At 38.4% G+C, this 19,879-nt stretch carries 17 protein-coding genes; 16 read left to right on the top strand and 1 reads right to left on the bottom strand.

The window, feature by feature from the left end:
* Window positions 1-204: 204 nt before the first annotated feature.
* From nifE to QA584_RS17105, 7 genes are all read left to right on the top strand, one after another.
* A complete protein-coding gene (nifE, locus tag QA584_RS17135; protein WP_278270307.1) occupies window positions 205-1,548 on the top strand; it encodes a nitrogenase iron-molybdenum cofactor biosynthesis protein NifE in 1,344 nt (447 codons plus the stop codon).
* A 54-nt stretch (window positions 1,549-1,602) separates the two neighbouring features.
* Window positions 1,603-4,275, top strand: a complete 2,673-nt coding sequence (gene nifB, locus QA584_RS17130) for a nitrogenase cofactor biosynthesis protein NifB (protein ID WP_278270306.1) — start codon at window positions 1,603-1,605, stop codon at window positions 4,273-4,275.
* Window positions 4,276-4,560: 285 nt separating this feature from the next.
* Window positions 4,561-4,869, top strand: a complete 309-nt coding sequence (locus tag QA584_RS17125; protein WP_278270305.1) for a 2Fe-2S ferredoxin — start codon at window positions 4,561-4,563, stop codon at window positions 4,867-4,869.
* A gap of 53 nt (window positions 4,870-4,922) precedes the next feature.
* On the top strand, window positions 4,923-5,894 hold the full coding sequence (locus QA584_RS17120) for a homocitrate synthase/isopropylmalate synthase family protein (protein WP_278270304.1): 972 nt from the start codon (window positions 4,923-4,925) through the stop codon (window positions 5,892-5,894).
* On the top strand, window positions 5,881-6,687 hold the full coding sequence (locus QA584_RS17115) for a homocitrate synthase (protein WP_278270303.1): 807 nt from the start codon (window positions 5,881-5,883) through the stop codon (window positions 6,685-6,687). Before QA584_RS17120 ends, QA584_RS17115 begins: the two co-directional genes overlap by 14 nt.
* A gap of 769 nt (window positions 6,688-7,456) precedes the next feature.
* The gene (locus QA584_RS17110) at window positions 7,457-8,230 is read left to right on the top strand and encodes a hypothetical protein (RefSeq protein ID WP_278270302.1); all 774 of its coding nucleotides are present in this window, start codon (window positions 7,457-7,459) and stop codon (window positions 8,228-8,230) included.
* Window positions 8,231-8,542: 312 nt separating this feature from the next.
* Window positions 8,543-9,838: a cytochrome P450 gene (locus tag QA584_RS17105; protein WP_278270301.1), complete on the top strand. Its 1,296-nt coding sequence runs from the start codon at window positions 8,543-8,545 to the stop codon at window positions 9,836-9,838.
* Window positions 9,839-10,589: 751 nt separating this feature from the next.
* Here the strand turns inward: QA584_RS17105 and QA584_RS28735 are convergent.
* Window positions 10,590-10,715, bottom strand: a complete 126-nt coding sequence (locus QA584_RS28735; protein ID WP_278275200.1) for a hypothetical protein — start codon at window positions 10,713-10,715, stop codon at window positions 10,590-10,592.
* A gap of 341 nt (window positions 10,716-11,056) precedes the next feature.
* Here QA584_RS28735 and QA584_RS17095 point away from each other — a divergent pair, with 341 nt between their 5' ends.
* The 9 genes from QA584_RS17095 to QA584_RS17055 all read left to right on the top strand — a co-directional run bounded on the left by QA584_RS17095 (window position 11,057) and on the right by QA584_RS17055 (window position 19,874).
* Window positions 11,057-11,668: a DedA family protein gene (locus QA584_RS17095; protein ID WP_278270300.1), complete on the top strand. Its 612-nt coding sequence runs from the start codon at window positions 11,057-11,059 to the stop codon at window positions 11,666-11,668.
* 216 nt (window positions 11,669-11,884) lie between these two features.
* Complete coding sequence (locus QA584_RS17090; protein ID WP_278270299.1) at window positions 11,885-12,193, top strand: hypothetical protein; 309 nt, start codon at window positions 11,885-11,887, stop codon at window positions 12,191-12,193.
* A 62-nt stretch (window positions 12,194-12,255) separates the two neighbouring features.
* Window positions 12,256-14,268 carry a V-type ATP synthase subunit I gene (locus tag QA584_RS17085; RefSeq protein ID WP_278270298.1) on the top strand — a complete coding sequence of 671 codons (2,013 nt, stop codon included), beginning with the start codon at window positions 12,256-12,258 and terminating at the stop codon, window positions 14,266-14,268.
* Entirely contained in the window at window positions 14,261-14,743 is a 483-nt protein-coding gene (locus tag QA584_RS17080; protein ID WP_278270297.1) for a V-type ATP synthase subunit K, read from the top strand. Before QA584_RS17085 ends, QA584_RS17080 begins: the two co-directional genes overlap by 8 nt.
* Before the next feature lie 19 nt (window positions 14,744-14,762).
* Window positions 14,763-15,359, top strand: coding sequence for a V-type ATP synthase subunit E (locus QA584_RS17075; protein ID WP_278270296.1), 597 nt, complete (start codon window positions 14,763-14,765; stop codon window positions 15,357-15,359).
* Window positions 15,360-15,386: 27 nt separating this feature from the next.
* Window positions 15,387-16,355 (top strand): V-type ATPase subunit, encoded by a 969-nt coding sequence (locus QA584_RS17070; RefSeq protein WP_278270295.1) that lies wholly within the window; start codon window positions 15,387-15,389, stop codon window positions 16,353-16,355.
* Window positions 16,348-16,668: a V-type ATP synthase subunit F gene (locus QA584_RS17065; protein WP_278270293.1), complete on the top strand. Its 321-nt coding sequence runs from the start codon at window positions 16,348-16,350 to the stop codon at window positions 16,666-16,668. Before QA584_RS17070 ends, QA584_RS17065 begins: the two co-directional genes overlap by 8 nt.
* Before the next feature lie 60 nt (window positions 16,669-16,728).
* Window positions 16,729-18,498 carry a V-type ATP synthase subunit A gene (locus QA584_RS17060; RefSeq protein WP_278270292.1) on the top strand — a complete coding sequence of 590 codons (1,770 nt, stop codon included), beginning with the start codon at window positions 16,729-16,731 and terminating at the stop codon, window positions 18,496-18,498.
* Window positions 18,498-19,874, top strand: coding sequence for a V-type ATP synthase subunit B (locus tag QA584_RS17055; RefSeq protein WP_278270291.1), 1,377 nt, complete (start codon window positions 18,498-18,500; stop codon window positions 19,872-19,874). Before QA584_RS17060 ends, QA584_RS17055 begins: the two co-directional genes overlap by 1 nt.
* Window positions 19,875-19,879: the final 5 nt, after the last annotated feature.

Here is a 19,879-nt window from a genome sequence, read left to right as displayed (position 1 = left end):
ATATCACGATAATAATATCACGATAATAATATCACGATAATAATATCACGATAATAATATCACGATAAAGATATCACGATAAAGATATCACGATAAAGATATCACGATAAAGATATCACGAAAAAAATACCACGATAAAAATATCATGAAAGAATATCACGAAAAAAATATTATGAAAAAATATCACGAAAGGAAGTGTATCATATGGAAAATGCAAATGTTTTAGACGAAAGAAAAGATTTCATATTGTATAAACAGGACGGCTGCAGTGGAAATGGAATGAAATGTGATGCAAACAGTGTGTCCGGTTCCATTAGTCAGAGGGCTTGCGTATATTGCGGTGCCAGGGTTGTGTTAAATCCCATAACAGATGCCTTTCATATCGTGCATGGTCCCATCGGTTGTGCCAGCTATACCTGGGATATAAGGGGCAGCTTATCCAGCGGTGAGGATTTATATCGAAACAGTTTCTCAACAGATTTAAGGGAACAGGATATTATCTTTGGCGGGGAGAAAAGACTAACAAAAGCAATAGAAGAAATCGCTGAAAAACACCACCCCAAGCTGATTTTTGTTTATGCCACCTGCATTGTGGGAGTCATTGGAGATGATGTAGATGCAGTCTGTAAGGCTATGTCTGAAAAATATAATATGCGTGTTATACCAGTTAAGTCACCTGGATTTTCCGGTAATAAGTCCGTGGGCTATAAAATGGCCTGTAATGCTATTATGGAGCTGATTTCAAAACATGAGTCAGTTAAGAAGAAAGGTGTCAATATACTCGGCGATTTTAATCTGGCCGGTGAAATGTGGATAATAAAGGATTATTTAAATAAGATCGGTATTCCGGTGGTATCAACTTTTACCGGAGATTCCAGTTATGAGACACTGATTAAAGCCTCTGGTGCCGAGTTAAATATTGTCCAGTGCGCAGGTTCTAGTACCTATCTGGCAAACCGGATGGAAGAAGAAATGGGAATACCCTATATTAAGGTAAGTTTTTTTGGAATTGAAGACACTACAAGTTCCTTAATCCGAATCGCAGAAGCTTTAAAAAATGAAAAGGCAAAACAAAAGGCAATCGATTTTGCGGAATCAGAAACCAGAAAAATCAGGGGGTTCCTAACGCAATACCGAACGAACCTGGCAGGTAAGAAGGCGGCTATCTATGTAGGGGGCGGGTTTAAAGCCATCTCTTTAATCCGGCAATTTCAATCCATGGGAATGGACACGGTAGTGGTTGGTACACAGACCGGTAAAAAAGATGATTATGAAATTATTGAAAGTCTGGTAAGTAAGGATACCGTAATTCTTGACGATACCAATCCAGCCGAACTGGAGAAGTTTATGAAAGAAAAAGGAGCAGATATATTGGTTGGCGGGGTAAAAGAACGACCCTTAGCCTATAAGCTGGGAATTGCGTTCTGCGACCACAACCATGAAAGAAAACACCCCTTATGTGGTTTTGACGGTGTAGTTAATTTTACCAGAGAAATCAATATGAGTATAAATAATCCGGTATGGAAATACATGAAGGAAACACTATAACCGTATTTTATTTGAAAGCAGTAACCATGTATGTTATGCGGAAAAGAGGTTGGTATGAGAGGGACATTAGTAAATTTAAACGTAAATCCTTGCAAGATGTGTATGCCCATGGGTGCAGTGACAGCATTTTATGGTATTAAAAAATGTATGTCCATTCTCCATGGTTCACAGGGCTGCAGTACCTATATCAGAAGACATATGGCGACTCACTACAATGAGCCGGTAGATATAGCCTCCTCTTCCCTGACTGAGGAAGGTACGGTATACGGAGGAGAACAGAACCTGATTAACGGTCTTAAGAATCTGATTAAAGTATATGAACCGGAAGTAATCGCTGTTGAGACTACCTGTCTGGCAGAGACCATCGGTGAAGACATAATACGTATTATTGATAAGTTTTATAAGGAAAACCCGGAATATAAGGATATAACCATCATTCCCGTACCTTCGGCAGGCTATGCCGGTACCCAGTTCGAAGGTTATATGAAGGCTCTCTATCAACTGGTTAAGCATGTGGAAATGGATACCACAAAACACAATAAAGTCAATGTGGTGACCAGCACCTTATCCCCTGCGGATACCAGATATTTAAAAGAGCTCCTTAACAGCTATTCCGTTGACTATATATTATTACCCGATCTGTCTGAAAATCTGGATGGAATCTATAAACCCCAATATGAAAAATTACCTTCAAAAGGTACTGATATAGAAGATGTAAAAAAAATGGCCGGAGCTTCCCTGACCATAGAAATTTCCAGCTTTACAGAAGATAACCCTTCCGTTGCAGAATACCTCTATGAAACTTATGGTGTCCCTTATAAGAAATGTAATCTGCCGGTGAGCCTGCGGGATAATGATTCCTTGCTCAGACTCTTAGGAGAGATTACAAGAAAGGATACTCCTGAACACCTTATGCTGCAACGAGGCAGGTTTTTAGATGCTATGGTTGATGCCCATAAATATAACGGAGAAGCCAGAGCTGCCATCTATGGAGAACCGGATTTTGTATACAGTACCGTCAGGCTTTGTGCAGAGAATGGAATCATGCCCTTAATTGCAGCTACGGGTTCCAAGTGCAGAAACTTAAAATCCATGTTGGAAGCAGAAATAAAAGAGGTGGCAGATAGTTATTTTATTGAAGAATATAAAATACTGGACGATGTGGATTTTCAGACCATTGAAGAATATGCCAGAGAACTTGGTGTTAATGTCTTAATCGGTAATTCGGACGGCAGAAGAATTGCAGAAAAACTGGGAATTGACCTGGTAAGAAGAAGTTTTCCCATCCATGACAGGGTTGGAGGGCAGAGGCTTAAGACCTTAGGTTATGAAGGAGCATTAAGCTTCTTGGATGAAATATCGAATGTGATCTTAAGTAAAAAAGAAACCACCTTCCGTGAAAAACTATATGAAAAATATTATAAACCAGAGATAGAAAGAGAAGTAAATCATCAGAGCAACAGTAATATCATAGAGTTAAATATACATAAGGAGGAAACGGTGTCCGTGGAAAAAACCATTGAAGAAAAAACTGCAACACATCCCTGTTATAATTGCGGTGCCCATGATTATGCGAGAATGCACCTGCCAATCGCTCCAAAGTGTAATATCAGCTGTAATTACTGTGTCCGGAAGTACGACTGTCCCAATGAAAGCAGGCCGGGGGTTACAACGGAAGTCTTATCGCCAGAGGAAGCCTTTCATAAGTATATGGAAGTTAAAAAGCGGGTACCAAACCTTTCTGTAGTCGGGATTGCAGGACCGGGAGATGCCCTGGCGAATTTTGAAGAGACAAAGAAAACCCTGGAAATGATTAGAGAAGAGGATAAAGAAGTAACTTTTTGCTTATCCACTAACGGTCTTATGCTGCCACAGTATGCAGAGGAGCTGATTCGTTTAGGAGTATCCCACGTTACGGTTACTATGAACGCAGTAGACCCTATTATAGGCGGTAAAATATATAAGTATGTGAATTACATGGGAGCATATTATTATGGTGAGGCAGGGGCTGCCATATTAATGGCTAACCAGTTAGCTGGGATAAAGATGTTAACCTTTAAGGGAATTATCTGTAAAGTCAATATAGTTATGTTAAAGGGAATCAATGAAGCACATATACCGGAGGTGGTTAAGAAAGTAAAGGAAATCGGCGGAACTATAACGAATATCATGCAGCTGATTCCGGTACAGGGAAGTGTCTTTGAGGATCTGCCTTTAGTAAATAATCAGGAAATTATGGCTATGAGAAAATTGTGCGGGGAAACCATGCAGCAGATGTATCATTGCAGACAGTGCCGTGCGGATGCCATCGGGACACTGGGCAGTGACCGGTCTATTGAATTTAACGCCTGTCATAAAACAGAGGATTCCAGGATAATATCAGATAAGACCTTCCAGGTTGCCGTAGCCACCAAAAGCGGCATGCTGGTGGATCAGCATTTTGGTCAGGTTTCAGAATTTTATGTATATGAATATAATCAGGGGAATGCCGTATTCAAAGAAAAAAGGAGCATCTCAAAGTATTGTAACGGCAGTGAAGAATGCGGGGATAAAGAAGATAAGATAGAGGCTATTATTAAAACCATAGCTGATTGTGATGCGGTAATTGCAATGCGTATCGGAGAATCCCCTAAAATGAAACTAAGCCAGCGGGGAATACGGGTATTTGCCACCTACGACAGAATTGAAGATTCAGTTAAAAAGGTTGCCTCAGAACTATCCCTATAATAAGAAGAAACCAATGAAATAAAAGAACTTATGAAATAAAAGAACTTATGAAATAAAAGAACTTATGAAATAAGAAGAAACTATTAAAATAAAAAGAATGCAATGGATAAGTAGAATCCAATTAAGTAAGAAGATATCAAGAAAGTAAGAATTATAAATTCCAGGAGCAAATAGTAAAGAATTGTATAGTACCACAGATAAATCGTTCTTTAAGTAGGACTAAGACTTTTTATAAATGGGTCTTAGCATACTTTAATAAATAGTTCATTTGAAAAGGAGAATATTATGGTTAGTCCAAAGTATCACATTTTTATTTGCACCAGCTGCCGCATTAACGGGGTTCAAAAAGGCTTTTGCTTTTCCAAGGATTCGGTGGATATCGTACAAAAGTTTATGGAGGAAGTAAACGACAGGGATCTTTCCAGTGACGTCATGATTACGAATACCGGATGTTTCGGAATCTGTGACAAAGGGCCAATTGCAGTTGTTTATCCTGAAGGAGTCTGGTATGGCAATTTGACAGAGGAAGATGTTGAAACCATTATGGAACAGCATATTGAAGGCGGAGAACCGGTAAAAGAATTAATGATTTAATGGGGATATAAGTAATGGTATGATTCTGTGAAGGCGGAAGGAGAGATGGCAGCATGATTCGTATAATAGATAATACATTAACCGGATTTGATGGAAGACTGCCATCAAAAGGAGAGCTGCATTTATTTTGTAAGCTGTTGACTATAATCGGGGTAGATATGATTGAATTGTCTATAGCCGCATATGAGAGAATGGAGGAACTGCCGGAAGAGGGAAATTATGTGCTGCATATTAATTTTGCCGAAGAGATGGATTTATATCCGGGCTTTTTAAGATATACCTGTCATTATGAAAACAATCAGGATAAGATGATTCATGAAATACAAATTAATGATGTTAGAGAGATAGTAAGGCTAAGAACCCTTAATAATTGTAAGGAACTAAGAATTACAGGACTGGATGATATCATGTGCGGTGCTTATGAAAAAACTATGAATGAAATCAAAAAGTCACTGCCAAACAGCAAAATTAATTTCTGTCCTGAAAATACGTACTGCTGTGCAAGTGCTCTTGCCGTACAATGGCTTTTAAATTACGGCAGTGATGTAACTACCAGTTTTGCAGGATATAAAAACAATGCTGCTACAGAAGAGGTAATTATGGCCTTGCGTCTGGCAGTCAGACATAAACCAAACAGAGATCTGACCGTGCTGCCGGAACTTGCCCAATTGTTTGAAAAAATAACAGGGACCAGGATAAGCAACAAAAAACCTGTTATCGGAAAGAACATATTTAAAGTGGAGGCAGGAATCCATGCCGATGGCATCAGAAAAAATCCGGCTACTTACGAAGCTTACGAACCAGGCTGTGTCGGTGGCAGATCAGAAATTGTAATCGGAAAGCATTCTGGAATGAAGGCCGTTAAATTAAAAATGGAGGAACTTAAGTTAGTTGTTCCAGAAGATGCAGTCGTAGAGAAAATTCTGAATCTGGTTAAGGAGGTCTGTACGGAAAACGGAACCAGTTTAGAGGATGGTGAGTTTGAAAAGCTGGTTTTGGAGGTGATTGCCGATGAAGGAAAATAAATATATTGTAGACACTACCTTACGAGATGGGGAGCAAAGTCCTGGGATAGCTCTTTGTACAAGGGATAAAGTCAAAATCGCTAAATTGCTGGATGAAATCGGCGTTTACGAAATAGAAGCAGGCGTTCCCTGCTTAAGTTCTGTGGAAGCAGATGGAATCTGTGAAATCATTGAGAATACGAAGCAGGCGAAGATATCGGTATGGAGCAGAATGAATAGTAAGGATGTAAAGAATTCTATTGCCTGCAAACCCCATATTATTCATATTGGAACTCCGGTATCCTATATTCAGATCTACAGTAAATTAAAAAAGAATAAGGCCTGGGTCCAGAAGAGTATATTGGAATGTGTTGATTTAGCTAAGAGTAACGGAGTTGAAGTTACGGTGGGATTAGAGGATGCCTCCAGATCCGATTTAGGATTTATATTAAGCCTAATCAAAGAACTGAAAAAAGCTGGAGTAAATATTATCCGTCTTGCTGATACCGTTGGTATTCTAACTCCCAGCCGTACCAAAGAAATCGTAGAAACCATTAAAAGCCACTCCGATATTGAACTTGAGATGCATGTCCATAACGATTTGGGTATGGCAGTTGCTAATTCTATTATTGGTGCCAAGGCCGGTGCTGCATTCATAGACTGTACCTTATTTGGTATAGGGGAGAGAACCGGTAATTGTAATTTTTATGATTTTGTACATGCAAGTGAATCCATATTTAATTTTGCAATGAGTAAAAAGCAGATTCGGCAGATTGAGAAGAATAGTTATCAGGAATTAAAAGGCGCAATGTAGTGCTTGATACAAGGATTTAAAATTATACGGTAATAAAAAGATGCATATTTTGGGGTAACAGTTTGTATGCATCTTTTTATTACCGTATTTTCATTTTAGGTATAATCTCAAACGTTGCAGCTATTATGATTTTGGTACTATCTCTTTTATATATTTATTTGATAAATAAAATAATAAAATTGGAAAAAATATATAGTTAAAATATCAATAAAAAATGGAACTATGGATTTAACATTCTCGTCTAATCAATGTAAAGCATTAAGAAAGGGGGAAATTAAAGTATTCATATAGAATATAGAAGTATCCATGATAGCTTGAAGGTTATCAAATAATTATAAGAGTTTTACTTAAATGACAAATGTAAGAAGAATATAAAGAGCCATAAGATATTAAAAAATCAGAAGACCTTAAACGACTAGAAGACCTTAAACAACTAGAAGACCTTAAAGGCCAGAAGTTATAGTATCATAACTTTACTTTTATATTCTCCTCGGTACCAGGAGAGTATAGGGATTGATAAAAATCATGTCCTTTGCAAAAAACAACAGGGATATTCAAATTGTTAAGATGTGCCATGGATAAAAAGAGTAACAGTTTAAACAATAATAGTTTAAACAATAATACTTATTTAACCCATAATGAGAATTAATTTTAATAATAGAAATATTTAGAGAAGTGTTAAGAAAAGATAATAAAAACGCCATAAAAAAATAACGAAAACACCAAAAAAGATAACCATAAAAAATAAAGGAAAGATGAGGTAGTAATTATGATAAAAACAAAATTTGTGAAAGCTCTTATATTAGGAATATGTGTATCCACCCTGTCTGCCGGAGTTGCATTAGCAGAAACCGTTGATAAGAAAGCAGTAGAAATAACCACTCAGAATGTCACAGCACCAGGCGCCTCAGTAACATCAGATGGAGAGGCATCTGAGCTGGCTGCAGTATCAGGACTGGCACAAGATCCGGAAACAACTGCATCTTCTGATGCAGCAATTGACCCGGCGGCATTAGCTGCAACTTCAGGGTTAGCAGAAGTATCACAAGGTGGAGCAGCACCTTCAAAGGAAGCCGCAGCAAAGGATGATGCTTTCATTGCTAAAGCCGATGAAATAAATAAAATTATTTTTGAAGATAAGATTAAGGATATTGAAAGCAAAGATATCGCAATTATGAGTACGGTTCCTGTAGATGGTGTCGTTGAAATCGGAATCCTTCCCTTTACTAAGGAAAATATTGATTACATTTACAGTTTAACCGGTAAGGATCAGGTGAAAGTAGTAGAAGGGGTAGAGCCTGAATTAATGGCTACCTCAGGTATTGCTACAGACGGTGTTATGACTGCATTCGGTGATAGCGAAGTATTAGAAAACGCTGATGACGGTAATGTTAAAGTTGTAAGTGTTGGCGATAATAATTCTTTTGAGAAGCCTGTAAGCAATGAAAAAAATAGTATAATGACAATGGCAGGAATTGCCGGTGTTGCAGCGTTACTTGGTGGAGCTGTTCTAATGTCACAGAAGAAAAAAACTACAAGATAAGGTCTCTTTTAAAGCAGATAACTTAAAGCAGATAACTTAAAGCAGATATCTTAAAACAGATATCTTAAAACAGATAACTTTAAAGCTTTACTTTCAATATATATTGTACTGATAACCTCTATATAACTTTAAAGTTAAGAAACATACACCCTTACGGATTAGCATTTTCCGGTAAGGGTGTATTTCTTTGATATTGTTTATAAATTTCATAAATAACTGTCTTAATTTATGTATAAGGTATTAATTTTTATTATATACACATAATAACTTCATTCAATTAGAAAATTTAGGATGAAAAACAGGAGACAGAACATGAATGTAATCGGTAGAGTGCCATGGGAAAAAACTCTGGACAGCAGTTTGGCTTTATGGATGGAAGGATATGAATTTATACAGAATCGGTGCAGGAAATATCAATCAGATATTTTTATAACGCGTTTATTAGGTGAAAAAGTTATCTGTATCACCGGAGAAGAAGCCTCAAAACTATTTTATGACAACCAGAAATTTACAAGAAAAGGGGCCGCTCCAAAAAGGATTCAAAAAACTCTTTTTGGAAAAAATGGGGTTCAGGCATTAGATGGGAATGGGCATAAACATAGAAAGGCTATGTTCATGTCCATTATGACTCCCTATAATATAAAACGTCTTGAGGTTATTACGAATAAATATTGGGAAATTTCTGCGAAAGAATGGGAAGGCAAGAATGCGATTAAGAGGATGGCTTTTTTTAATCCCAATCAAATTGTGTTATTTGATGAAGTCCAGAAAATAATGTGCAAAATTGCCTGTGAATGGGCAGGCGTCCCCTTGAGTAAATCTGAGACCGGAAGGAGAGCCGCGGACCTGGGAAAGCTAGTAGATGGCTTCGGAGGCATTGGACTTAGGTACTATGAGGGCTGCCATGCCAGAATGCGTACAGAAAAATGGATTAGGGATATCATCACTAAAATCCGGCATGAAAAAATCCCGGAGACTAAAAATACAGCTGCTTATGCCATTGCCTGGCACCGGAATTTAAAGGGAAAACTCTTAAGTACCCAGGTAGCCGCAGTGGAATTGATAAATATAATCAGACCTATCGTTGCTATTGCCACGTACATTACCTTTGGGGCTGTTGCTATGTATGAACATCCAGAGAGCCGGATTAAGCTTGCCAGGGATGAAAATAATTACGCACTTAACTTTGTACAGGAAATACGAAGATATTATCCCTTCACCCCTTTTGTAGGAGCAAGAGTTCGTAATGATTTTGTATGGAACTGCTGTCTGTTTAAGAAGAATACCTTAGTATTATTAGATGTCTATGGAATTGACCACGATTCCCGCATATGGAAAAAACCTTATAGCTTTCATCCGGAACGGTTTCATAACTGGAATAGTAATCCTTATGGCTTCATCCCCCAGGGAGGCGGCGATTATTACGAGGGACACCGTTGCCCTGGAGAAATGGTAACCATAGAAATAATGAAAGAGAGCCTTAAATACCTGGCTGCTAAAATAAATTATACTGTACCAAGGCAAAATCTTACCTACAGGCTATGCAGAATACCAACCTTACCAAGAAGTCGTTTTATCATGAAAAAAGTAAAAGCAGGGATTCGTTAAAACCCCTGCTTTTCTTTTGTGTCTCACTCAGTATTCAGTTTTCATCCATTAAAAATCTTTTTTACCAACGTCATACGAAATAGAATTTGTTGTGTCTGAATTATACCAGTCCAAGATAACCATCTCCTATAGTTTTGGCAAATCAATTTTTTTGTGTGTTTACAGCTCTGAGACTAAACTGTAAATTTTATTTTTATCTGAAAGGATACTTAACGCATTCATCTTGTGAATCAGATTCATAATATGAATTTGTTTTTTGTATCCATTCATTATTATATCTAATTATTTTTTTTATATACGGATAGCAGGTGGTAATTTCTGTCGTTACTAATTTACTTGGAGTTAACCATTTAAATTATCTTGCAAAATTTAAATAAAAGTTACCGAGTAATTAAGAAGTATGTTAAGCATTAGTTGTAAATGTTAATTGATAAAAGCTAGTTAAATAAAAAATTAGTAAAATGAAAAGTTAGTAAAAATGAAAAGTTAGTTAAATAAATGACAAAAAGCAGGGAAAAACCCTGCTTTTTGAATGTCTCTTTTTTAAGGAAATTGTTAAATCACAATTTCATTTACAGCTTCGAGACTTAAACTGTAATTTGATTTTATATTATAAGGATATGGAAAACAAAACATTAGATTTTTTAACGTCTTTACTAAAAACCAGTTTCAATAAATGACGATACAAATTATAGTTTATTTCCGTATCCAATCATTATTATGGCTGAATACGGATAAAATATTCATCGGGCTAATCTATTTTACAGCCCACACGTTCAATACCTTCAATGATATCTCTGGCGTCAACCGTATCATTATAACCAACTTCAATTGAGCTTTTTAGCAGATCTACATTAATCATACGGACACCATCTATGTCACTGAGGACATTTTTTAACTGGGTTTTTACATGTTCATTAAATAAACCGGATACATTATAGTGTACTTTATTCTTAATACCATTTATTCCTTTCTGTTATTTATCAGTATAAATCTAAAAATGTGAAAGATAACCAAATAAGAATCTGGCAGCATGAATAGTATCTGTTACGGGGACGAATTCTATAATAGAAATATACTTATTTTTAGTAAGCTATTAAAGTGTTAAAAGTTAAACATAATTTGGATAAAAACAAGGTTGTAAAATATGGTACTTTACAATATAATTGATATACAAGGTTAATAAAAATAAAAAGTTTTAGCTTTAAGGAGATCGACATGCAGGAATGGATAGTTAATTTTATGAATCAGTTTGGATATTTAGGAATTACATTTTTAATTGCCTTGGAAAATATTTTTCCGCCGATACCATCAGAAGTGATTCTGACCTTTGGCGGATTTATGACAACATATACAGAACTCACAACATTAGGAGTTATTATCAGTTCTACCATTGGTTCCTTGATCGGAGCCTGTATTTTATACGGAGCAGGGAATATTCTTTCTGCGGAAAGAATGGGTAAAATATTAGATGGTAAAATCGGGCAGATTCTACATTTTAAAAAAGAAGATGTGTATAAAGCCTATGATTGGTTTAACAGTAAAGGCAGAAGTACGGTTTTTATTTGCAGGTGTATACCTATTGTTAGAAGTTTAATATCCATACCTGCCGGAATGGCTAAGATGAAATTCGGCTTTTTCTTTCTGCTCACAGCCTTAGGCTCTTTCATCTGGAATACTATATTGGTTTATTTGGGAGTAGCTGCAAGTTCTTCCTGGGAAAAGATTGTTGCCGGTACAGATTTATATACGAAAGTTACCGTAGTGGTTTTAGGACTGATTGTATTAATAGTTGGTTTTCTTTATCTTAAGAAAAGACTTAAGAAATAATATATAATAAAAAAGCAGAAACAGTAAAAAAGTCAAAGAATTAAAAAGTCAAAGAACTAAAAAGTCAAAGAATTAAAAAGCCAAAAGCACCAATATATCTCGGACAGGCAGTAAATATCACAAATGCGGGGATACTATAAACTAACGTATTTGTATGATATATAAAATTATGGTGATGCTTCATTATATCATCAAATATTATACGGAGGTGAAAAAGTGGCTATCGAAATAGTACAGGCTGTTCGTAAAGCTGAACAGGATGCTTACGGAAAAGAGAAAGAAACATTCCAGCAAGCAGAAGCAATTGTACAAAAAGCGAATGAAGATGCCAAAGTGTTAATTTCTTCAATTACTAAGGAAGTATTAAGTAAGGCTGAGAATGATTTAAAACAGGCAGAACTTCAGGGAGCGGAACTTATGGTAACTGCGGTACAAAAGGCAGAAAAAGAAATTCTTTTACTAAAAGAAATCGTTAAGAGCAAGGAACAGACTGCAATCGAACTGGTTCTTTCTGAAGTACTTTAACCTCACCTTTCATTAGATGGGGCTATTCTTGTTCACAAGGACAACTAGGAGGTGTTTGTAATATGGCAGTGCTGCAAATGCAGCGTATATGTATATGTGCCCTGAAAAATAAGCGTAAACAAATATTAGAACTAATACAACGTATGGGAGTTATAGAGATTAATGATGTAATTCCTGAAGATAGTATTTTCCATAAATCTGATGTATCTGTGTCAGAAACCATATTGGATAAAAATGTTAATGCTGCAAAAGAGGCTCTTTTGATTCTGGAACAATATACACCTGAGAAGACATCCGTTTTAGCTGCATTAAATGGAAGAACAGTTATAACTACTGAAACCTATGATAATTTTGCTGATAGCTATAATAGGGTTGTGCATACGGCTAATAAAATCCTTTCATTAGAAAAGAACATAGCTGAGAATAAAGCGGAAATTTTAAGGCTTAAAGCTCAGGCGGAAGTACTGTTTCCCTGGAAAGGGTTTGACGTTCCGCTCAATTTTACTGGAACGAAATATACTGGCAGTTTTATCGGTACTTTGCCTGGTATGTGGACACTGGAGATGATTTATGAAAAATTGGCTTTGCAGGCTCCGATAAATGTTGAGATTATCAGTGCCTTAAAGGATCAGACCTGTATCTTTCTTCTGTGTCTAAAAGAAAATACAGACGCTGTATCGGAAATCTTACGCTCGATTGGATTTTCCTATCCGGGTTCCCAGATTGATCAAGGGGCGAAGGAATATTTAAAGGTTTTGGAGGATATGATTACAGAAGCTGAATTGAGGATTACTCAGTCGGAAGAAGAAATCAGGTCCTATCAAAATACGAAAAGTGAGTTACGCCTTTTACAGGATTATGACTCTATGAGGTCGGAAAAATATGAGGTTATCAGTCATTTACTCCAATCAAGAAAAGTATTCGTTCTAACAGGATTTATACCGAAAGAGGAAGCCAAAGAACTTGAGGATATCCTGAATCAGAAGTTTGAAGTCGCAATCGATATATCCGATCCGGCTAAAGAGGAGGAGGTTCCGGTTCTTTTACACAATAACGGTTTTTCTAGTCCTCTCGAAGGCACAGTGGAGGCCTTTAGTCCTCCCGGTAAAGATGATGTGGATCCTACTTTTATCATGTCTTTGTTTTATTATATGTTGTTTGGACTGATGCTTTCTGATGCCGGCTATGGCGCTATTATGGCAATTGGGTGTACAATAGGCTTGCTTAAATTTAAAAATACGCTGGAGAACTCCATGAGAAAAACCTTAAGAATGTATTTATTCTGCGGAATTTCCACGATATTCTGGGGAGTTATGTTCGGCAGTTATTTCGGAGATTTATTGGATGTAATAACCGGGACTTTTTTCGGATATAAAGTAACGATACCGCCGGTTTGGTTTATCCCGGTAAATGAACCTATGCGTATGCTGGTATTCTCAATGCTTCTTGGAATCATCCATATTTTTGCAGGTCTTGGGATAAAGCTTTATATATGTATTAAGAAAAAAGATTATAAATCTATGTTATACGATGTTGTATTCTGGCTTTTACTTTTAATTAGCGCGATTATAATTTTATTATCAACTAAGATGATTGGTGATATCTTCGGATTACAGTTAAATGTACCAGGAATTGTAGTAACGATCTGCTCAATTATTGCTGTTATTGCATCCATTGGTATCATATTAACCAATGGCCGCGAATCAAAGAATCCTTTTAAGAGATTTTTAAAAGGGGCTTATGCTTTATATGGAATATCCGGTTATTTAAGCGATGTATTATCCTATTCGCGTTTATTGGCCCTTGGTTTGGCTACCGGCGTTATCTGCAATGTTATTAATAAAATGGCCGGTATGGCAGCAGGTGGAGCAATCGGAATTATTCCCTTCATTCTTATAATAGCTGTTGGACATACCTTAAATTTAGGAATCAACGCTTTAGGGGCATATGTGCATACAAATCGTCTGCAGTATGTTGAATTTTTTGGTAAGTTTTATGAAGGCGGAGGGCGTATGTTCAAACCCTTCAGTGTTAAAACAAAATATTATAAATTCAAGGAGAAAAACAATGGATAAATTAGGAATCGTATTTGCTTTATTAGGAGCAGCTTTGGCTGCACTTATGGCAGGCGCAGGATCTGCCGTTGCAGTTGGTATGGGAGGACAAGCGGCAGCAGGAGTGGTAACAGAAGACCCGTCAAAATTCGGTAAAGTATTAATACTACAGCTTCTGCCTGGTACACAGGGTATCTATGGATTATTGATTGCATTCATTACCTTATCCCAAATTGGCGTTTTAGGCGGCAGCAGCGATATTTCCTTAACAAAAGGTCTTTTATATCTGGCAGCTTGCTTACCTATGGCCTTAGTAGGTTATTTTTCGGCAATCAGCCAGGCCAAAGCAGCCGTAGCCAGTATCGGTATTGTAGCGAAAAAACCGGAGCAGTTCGGTAAATCAATGATTTTCCCGGCCATGGTAGAAACCTATGCAATTTTTGCATTACTCATTTCCATGCTGGCAGTAAATGGAGTATCCGCATTAAACTTATAACAGTTAGGAGAGTTAAACGATGACTGGATTAGAAAAGATACTAAAGCATATCGAAGAGGATGCTGATACTGCTGCAGATAAAATAATAACCGAAGCGAATAATAAGGCCGCTGTAATATTGGCAGATGCCCGAGCAGAAGGTGAAAAAAAGCGTGCTGAAATCTTAGAGCGATCCAAACTAGAGGTTCAGTCATGCTTAAGCCGTGCAGAATCCGCTGCGAATTTACAGGAGAAAAAATTAATCCTGAATGCAAAGCAGGAAATTATCGGTAATATTATTAACCGGGCAAAAGAATCTCTGTTACAGCTTGAGGATACCAAGTATTTTGATATCATCATAAGAATGGTTGGGAAACATGCCTTGGCGCAAAACGGACAGATTTTGTTTTCAGAAGCGGATTCACAACGTTTGCCGATACAGTTTAACGAGACTTTAAAAACTGTTCTTTCACAAAAAGAAGGCGCAGTTTTAACAGCAGGCAAGGAAACGGTTAACATTTGCGGTGGATTTATTTTGTCGTACGGCGATGTGGAAATAAACTGTTCCTTTGATGCTTTATTTGCAGCAGCAAAAGAAAATCTGCAGGATAAAGTAAGCGACTTTCTGTTTGACTAGCCGTTTTGAGAAAGGATGAGTGATAACATGGCTGATAATCAATATATCTATGCTGTTGCCAGGATTCGAACCATGGAACTTTCCTTGCTTGATAAATCCTTTTTAGATCAGCTCTTAGCAAGTAAAAGTTACAAGGACTGCCTGCGTTTACTAACCGATAAGGGTTGGGGTGACAGCGGTGATGAAACGGCGGAACAGCTCTTGGTATCCGAGCGGGACAAAATCTGGGACACAGTATTAGAACTGGTAGGGGATACTAAAGTTTTTGATACCTTTTTATACGGGAATGATTTTCATAATTTAAAGGCGGCTATAAAACAAGCCTACGTAAACCAGGAAGTACCTGGAATCTATATGAATAGAGGCACTGTAGAGCCACAACAAATCATAAAAGCAGTGAAGGAGCATGATTTTTCCTTATTGCCGGAATTTATGAGAGAAAGTGCAGATGAAGCTTATGAAGTGCAGTTTCATACAGGAGACAGTCAGTTGTGTGATATCATTATAGATAAAGCGGCCCTGGAAGCAATTTATGGACAAGGGAAAGCCTCCGGTAATGATTTGCTTTCGGATTATGCGGAATTAAAAGTAGCTGCCTCCGATATCAATATCGCAATCAGAGGTCACAAGACCGGTAAAAGACGGGAATTTTTAGAGCGGGCGGTGGCAGACTGTAAAAGCCTTGACAGTAAGAAGTTAATCGAAGCAGCGCTGGAAGGGGAAGAAGCCATCTACAGTTATTTGGAAAATACCGTATATGCGGATGCAGTACAGGCAATTAAGGAATCACCTTCTGCTTTTGAGAGATGGTGTGATAATCTGATTATAACCCATATCAGACCACAGAAATATAATTCATTTACCTTATCTCCAATCGCTGCATATGTTTTGGCAAGGGAGAATGAGATCAAATCAGTTCGTATTTTACTTTCGGGTAAACGTAACAATCTTCCGGAAGAATCCATACGGGAAAGGCTGCGGGAAATGTATGTATAAAATAGCAGTATTAGGTGACCGTGACAGCATATATGGCTTTGCAGCTCTTGGACTTGATACGTATCCGGTAAAGGATGATCAGGATGCTGCTAAATTGCTAAAGAGCCTGGCAGATGGACAGTATGCGGTTATTTATATAACAGAAGCCCTACAGGCAAAGCTGGAAGTAGAAATTGACCGCTACAGGACAGCAAAACTGCCGGCTATTATACCAATACCCGGAGTTTCAGGCAATACCGGCAAGGGTATGTTAAGCGTTAAAAAATCAGTGGAACAAGCAGTCGGTTCCGATATTATATTTAATAATAATTAATCAGGCAACAAAACTTAATAAAACAGAATTTAATTATATAGAAAAGCAGGAGAAAAGCAAATGAGTAAAGGCACGATTAAAAAAGTTGCCGGTCCTTTAGTAATTGCTGAGGGCATGCGTGATGCCAATATGTCTGATGTGGTCCGTGTTAGTGAGCAGAGATTAATTGGCGAAATCATTGAAATTCACGGTGACCAGGCTTCCATACAGGTTTATGAGGAAACCTCAGGCTTAGGACCGGGGGAACCGGTGGAGTCAACTGGGGCACCCTTAAGCGTAGAACTTGGACCGGGACTGATCGGTAGTATATTTGATGGAATCCAGCGGCCCTTAGTAAGCATTATGAATGCTACCGGAAATAATTTAACCCGCGGGGTTGAAATACCATCTTTGGAAAGAACGAAAACGTGGCATTTTGTTCCCACTGCTAAAATAGGAGATACGGTAGAGACCGGAGATATTATCGGTACTGTCAATGAAACGGAGATAGTACTGCATAAAATCATGGTACCCAAAGGTGTAAATGGTACTATAACCTCAATTTTGGAGGGGGATTTTACCATTGAAGATACGGTGGCACTGGTGGAAACAGATGATGGTGAAGTTAAAAAAGTAACCATGCTGCAAAAGTGGCCGGTACGTACGGGAAGACCCTATAAGGAAAAACTTCCGCCTTCCATGCCCTTAGTAACAGGCCAGCGTGTTATTGATACGTTATTCCCCATAGCAAAAGGTGGCGTTGCATCGGTTCCGGGACCTTTTGGAAGCGGTAAAACTGTGGTACAGCATCAGCTTGCGAAATGGGCGGAAGCCGACATCGTAGTATATATCGGCTGCGGCGAACGCGGTAACGAGATGACGGATGTTTTAAATGAATTTCCGGAATTAAAAGATCCTAAAACAGGACATTCTTTAATGGAACGGACCGTTTTAATTGCTAATACTTCGGATATGCCCGTTGCAGCGAGAGAAGCTTCTATCTATGTTGGTATTACCATAGCGGAATATTTCCGTGATATGGGATTTTCTGTGGCACTTATGGCTGACTCAACCTCCAGATGGGCAGAAGCCCTCAGGGAGATGTCCGGCCGTCTGGAAGAAATGCCAGGTGAAGAAGGTTATCCGGCTTATCTTGGCAGCCGTCTTGCCCAGTTTTATGAAAGGGCAGGCAGAGTTATATCCTTAGGAAAAGAAGGCAGGGAAGGAGCTTTATCCGTAATCGGAGCGGTATCACCTCCCGGCGGTGATATATCAGAACCTGTATCCCAGGCAACTCTGCGTATTGTAAAAGTATTCTGGGGACTGGATTCAAATCTTGCCTACAGACGTCATTTTCCGGCTATAAACTGGTTGACCAGTTATTCCTTGTATGTTGATAGTATGGGAAAATGGTTTAATCATGAAGTGGATGAGAGCTGGATGGCTGACAGGGCTCGTATTATGCGTCTGCTCCACGATGAATCGGAGTTAGAGGAAATCGTAAAGTTAGTTGGTATGGATGCACTTTCCGCACCGGACCGCTTAAAATTAGAAGCAGCCCGCTCCATCCGTGAAGACTTTTTACATCAGGATGCGTTCCATGAGGTGGATACGTATACTTCATTGGATAAACAGTTCAGAATGATGGAACTGGTATTAAAGTACTTTGATGTTGCACTGGAGGCCTTAAATAAGGGGGCTGAGGTTGACGGACTAGTGAAGCTTCCCGTACGCGAGAAGATCGGACGATTTAAATATATCGCCAGTGATAAGATAGAGAAGGAATATGAGGAGATTTTAACTTCATTATACCGTGAAATTAATGTATTAACACAAAAGGAGGAATCCTGATGCCAAAAGAGTATAGATCCATTAGAGAGGTTGCAGGTCCTCTGATGCTGGTTCATGGAGTTGAAGATGTAAAGTACAATGAACTAGCAGAAATCGAACTGGCAAGCGGTGAAAAACGTCGCTGCAAGGTACTGGAAATTGACAAGGGAAACGCACTGGTTCAGTTATTTGAAAGTGCGTCTGGTATTAACTTATCCAATAGTAAAGTAAGGTTTTTAGGCAGAAGTATGGAACTTGGTGTATCCGATGATATGTTAAGCCGTGTATTTGACGGTTTAGGACGTCCGATTGATAAGGGACCTGAAATCCTGCCGGAAAAACGTATGGATATCAATGGTTTGCCCATGAATCCGGCTGCCAGGAATTATCCCCAGGAATTTATACAGACCGGTGTATCGGCAATCGACGGATTGAATACCTTAGTCCGTGGACAGAAACTCCCGATTTTTTCGGCAAGTGGTCTGCCCCATGCTCAGTTGGCGGCTCAGATTGCAAAGCAGGCAAAGGTAAGGGGTACAAGTGAACCTTTTGCCGTTGTATTTGCAGCTATGGGTATAACCTTTGAAGAAGCTAACTTTTTTACAGAAAGTTTTAAGCAGACCGGAGCTATTGACCGTACCGTAATGTTTATTAATCTTGCTAATGACCCGGCAGTAGAACGTATCGCAACACCCCGTATGGCTTTAACAGCAGCGGAGTACCTGGCTTTTGAAAAAGATATGCATGTACTGGTTATCTTAACGGATATTACCAATTATGCAGATTCCCTTCGTGAAATATCTGCCGCCCGTAAAGAAGTACCGGGACGCCGGGGGTATCCAGGTTATATGTATACGGATTTAGCTTCCCTCTATGAACGCGCCGGCAGGCAGAAAGACAAGGCAGGAAGTATCACTATGATTCCTATATTAACGATGCCGGAGGATGATAAAACCCATCCAATCCCCGACCTTACGGGATACATTACGGAAGGTCAGATAATCTTAAGCCGTGAACTATACCGTCAGAATGTGGCTCCCCCAATTGATGTACTGCCTTCTTTATCCCGTCTTAAGGATAAAGGTATCGGTGCGGGTAAAACAAGAGCAGACCATGCAAATACCATGAACCAGTTATTTGCAGCTTACGCAAGAGGTAAGGAAGCAAAAGAATTAATGGTAGTACTTGGTGAAGCGGCACTTACGGATATTGATAAATTATATGCGAAATTCGCCGATTCCTTTGAACAGGAGTATGTATCCCAGGGTTATGAGACTGGCAGGGATATTGAAGAAACCTTAGACCTTGGGTGGAAACTGCTATCTATTCTGCCAAGAACCGAACTTAAGAGAATTAAGGATGAATTTCTGGATCAGTATTATGGCAAGCAGAGCTAGAAGGA

It is taken from the genome of Anaerocolumna sp. AGMB13025, from assembly GCF_029689925.1.
Classification (GTDB): Bacteria; Bacillota; Clostridia; order Lachnospirales; family Lachnospiraceae; genus Anaerocolumna.
Note: the sequence above shows the minus strand (reverse complement) of the source record. Positions and strands in the feature narration are given on the sequence as shown.

What these genes read in the sequence shown, in the direction of transcription:
- nifE (WP_278270307.1), top strand. Translation starts at nt 205, where the DNA reads ATGGAAAATGCAAATGTTTTAGACGAAAGAAAAGATTTCATATTGTAT.
- nifB (WP_278270306.1), top strand. Translation starts at nt 1,603, where the DNA reads ATGAGAGGGACATTAGTAAATTTAAACGTAAATCCTTGCAAGATGTGT.
- QA584_RS17125 (WP_278270305.1), top strand. Translation starts at nt 4,561, where the DNA reads ATGGTTAGTCCAAAGTATCACATTTTTATTTGCACCAGCTGCCGCATT.
- QA584_RS17120 (WP_278270304.1), top strand. Translation starts at nt 4,923, where the DNA reads ATGATTCGTATAATAGATAATACATTAACCGGATTTGATGGAAGACTG.
- QA584_RS17115 (WP_278270303.1), top strand. Translation starts at nt 5,881, where the DNA reads ATGAAGGAAAATAAATATATTGTAGACACTACCTTACGAGATGGGGAG.
- QA584_RS17110 (WP_278270302.1), top strand. Translation starts at nt 7,457, where the DNA reads ATGATAAAAACAAAATTTGTGAAAGCTCTTATATTAGGAATATGTGTA.
- QA584_RS17105 (WP_278270301.1), top strand. Translation starts at nt 8,543, where the DNA reads ATGAATGTAATCGGTAGAGTGCCATGGGAAAAAACTCTGGACAGCAGT.
- QA584_RS17095 (WP_278270300.1), top strand. Translation starts at nt 11,057, where the DNA reads ATGCAGGAATGGATAGTTAATTTTATGAATCAGTTTGGATATTTAGGA.
- QA584_RS17085 (WP_278270298.1), top strand. Translation starts at nt 12,256, where the DNA reads ATGGCAGTGCTGCAAATGCAGCGTATATGTATATGTGCCCTGAAAAAT.
- QA584_RS17080 (WP_278270297.1), top strand. Translation starts at nt 14,261, where the DNA reads ATGGATAAATTAGGAATCGTATTTGCTTTATTAGGAGCAGCTTTGGCT.
- QA584_RS17075 (WP_278270296.1), top strand. Translation starts at nt 14,763, where the DNA reads ATGACTGGATTAGAAAAGATACTAAAGCATATCGAAGAGGATGCTGAT.
- QA584_RS17070 (WP_278270295.1), top strand. Translation starts at nt 15,387, where the DNA reads ATGGCTGATAATCAATATATCTATGCTGTTGCCAGGATTCGAACCATG.
- QA584_RS17065 (WP_278270293.1), top strand. Translation starts at nt 16,348, where the DNA reads ATGTATAAAATAGCAGTATTAGGTGACCGTGACAGCATATATGGCTTT.
- QA584_RS17060 (WP_278270292.1), top strand. Translation starts at nt 16,729, where the DNA reads ATGAGTAAAGGCACGATTAAAAAAGTTGCCGGTCCTTTAGTAATTGCT.
- QA584_RS17055 (WP_278270291.1), top strand. Translation starts at nt 18,498, where the DNA reads ATGCCAAAAGAGTATAGATCCATTAGAGAGGTTGCAGGTCCTCTGATG.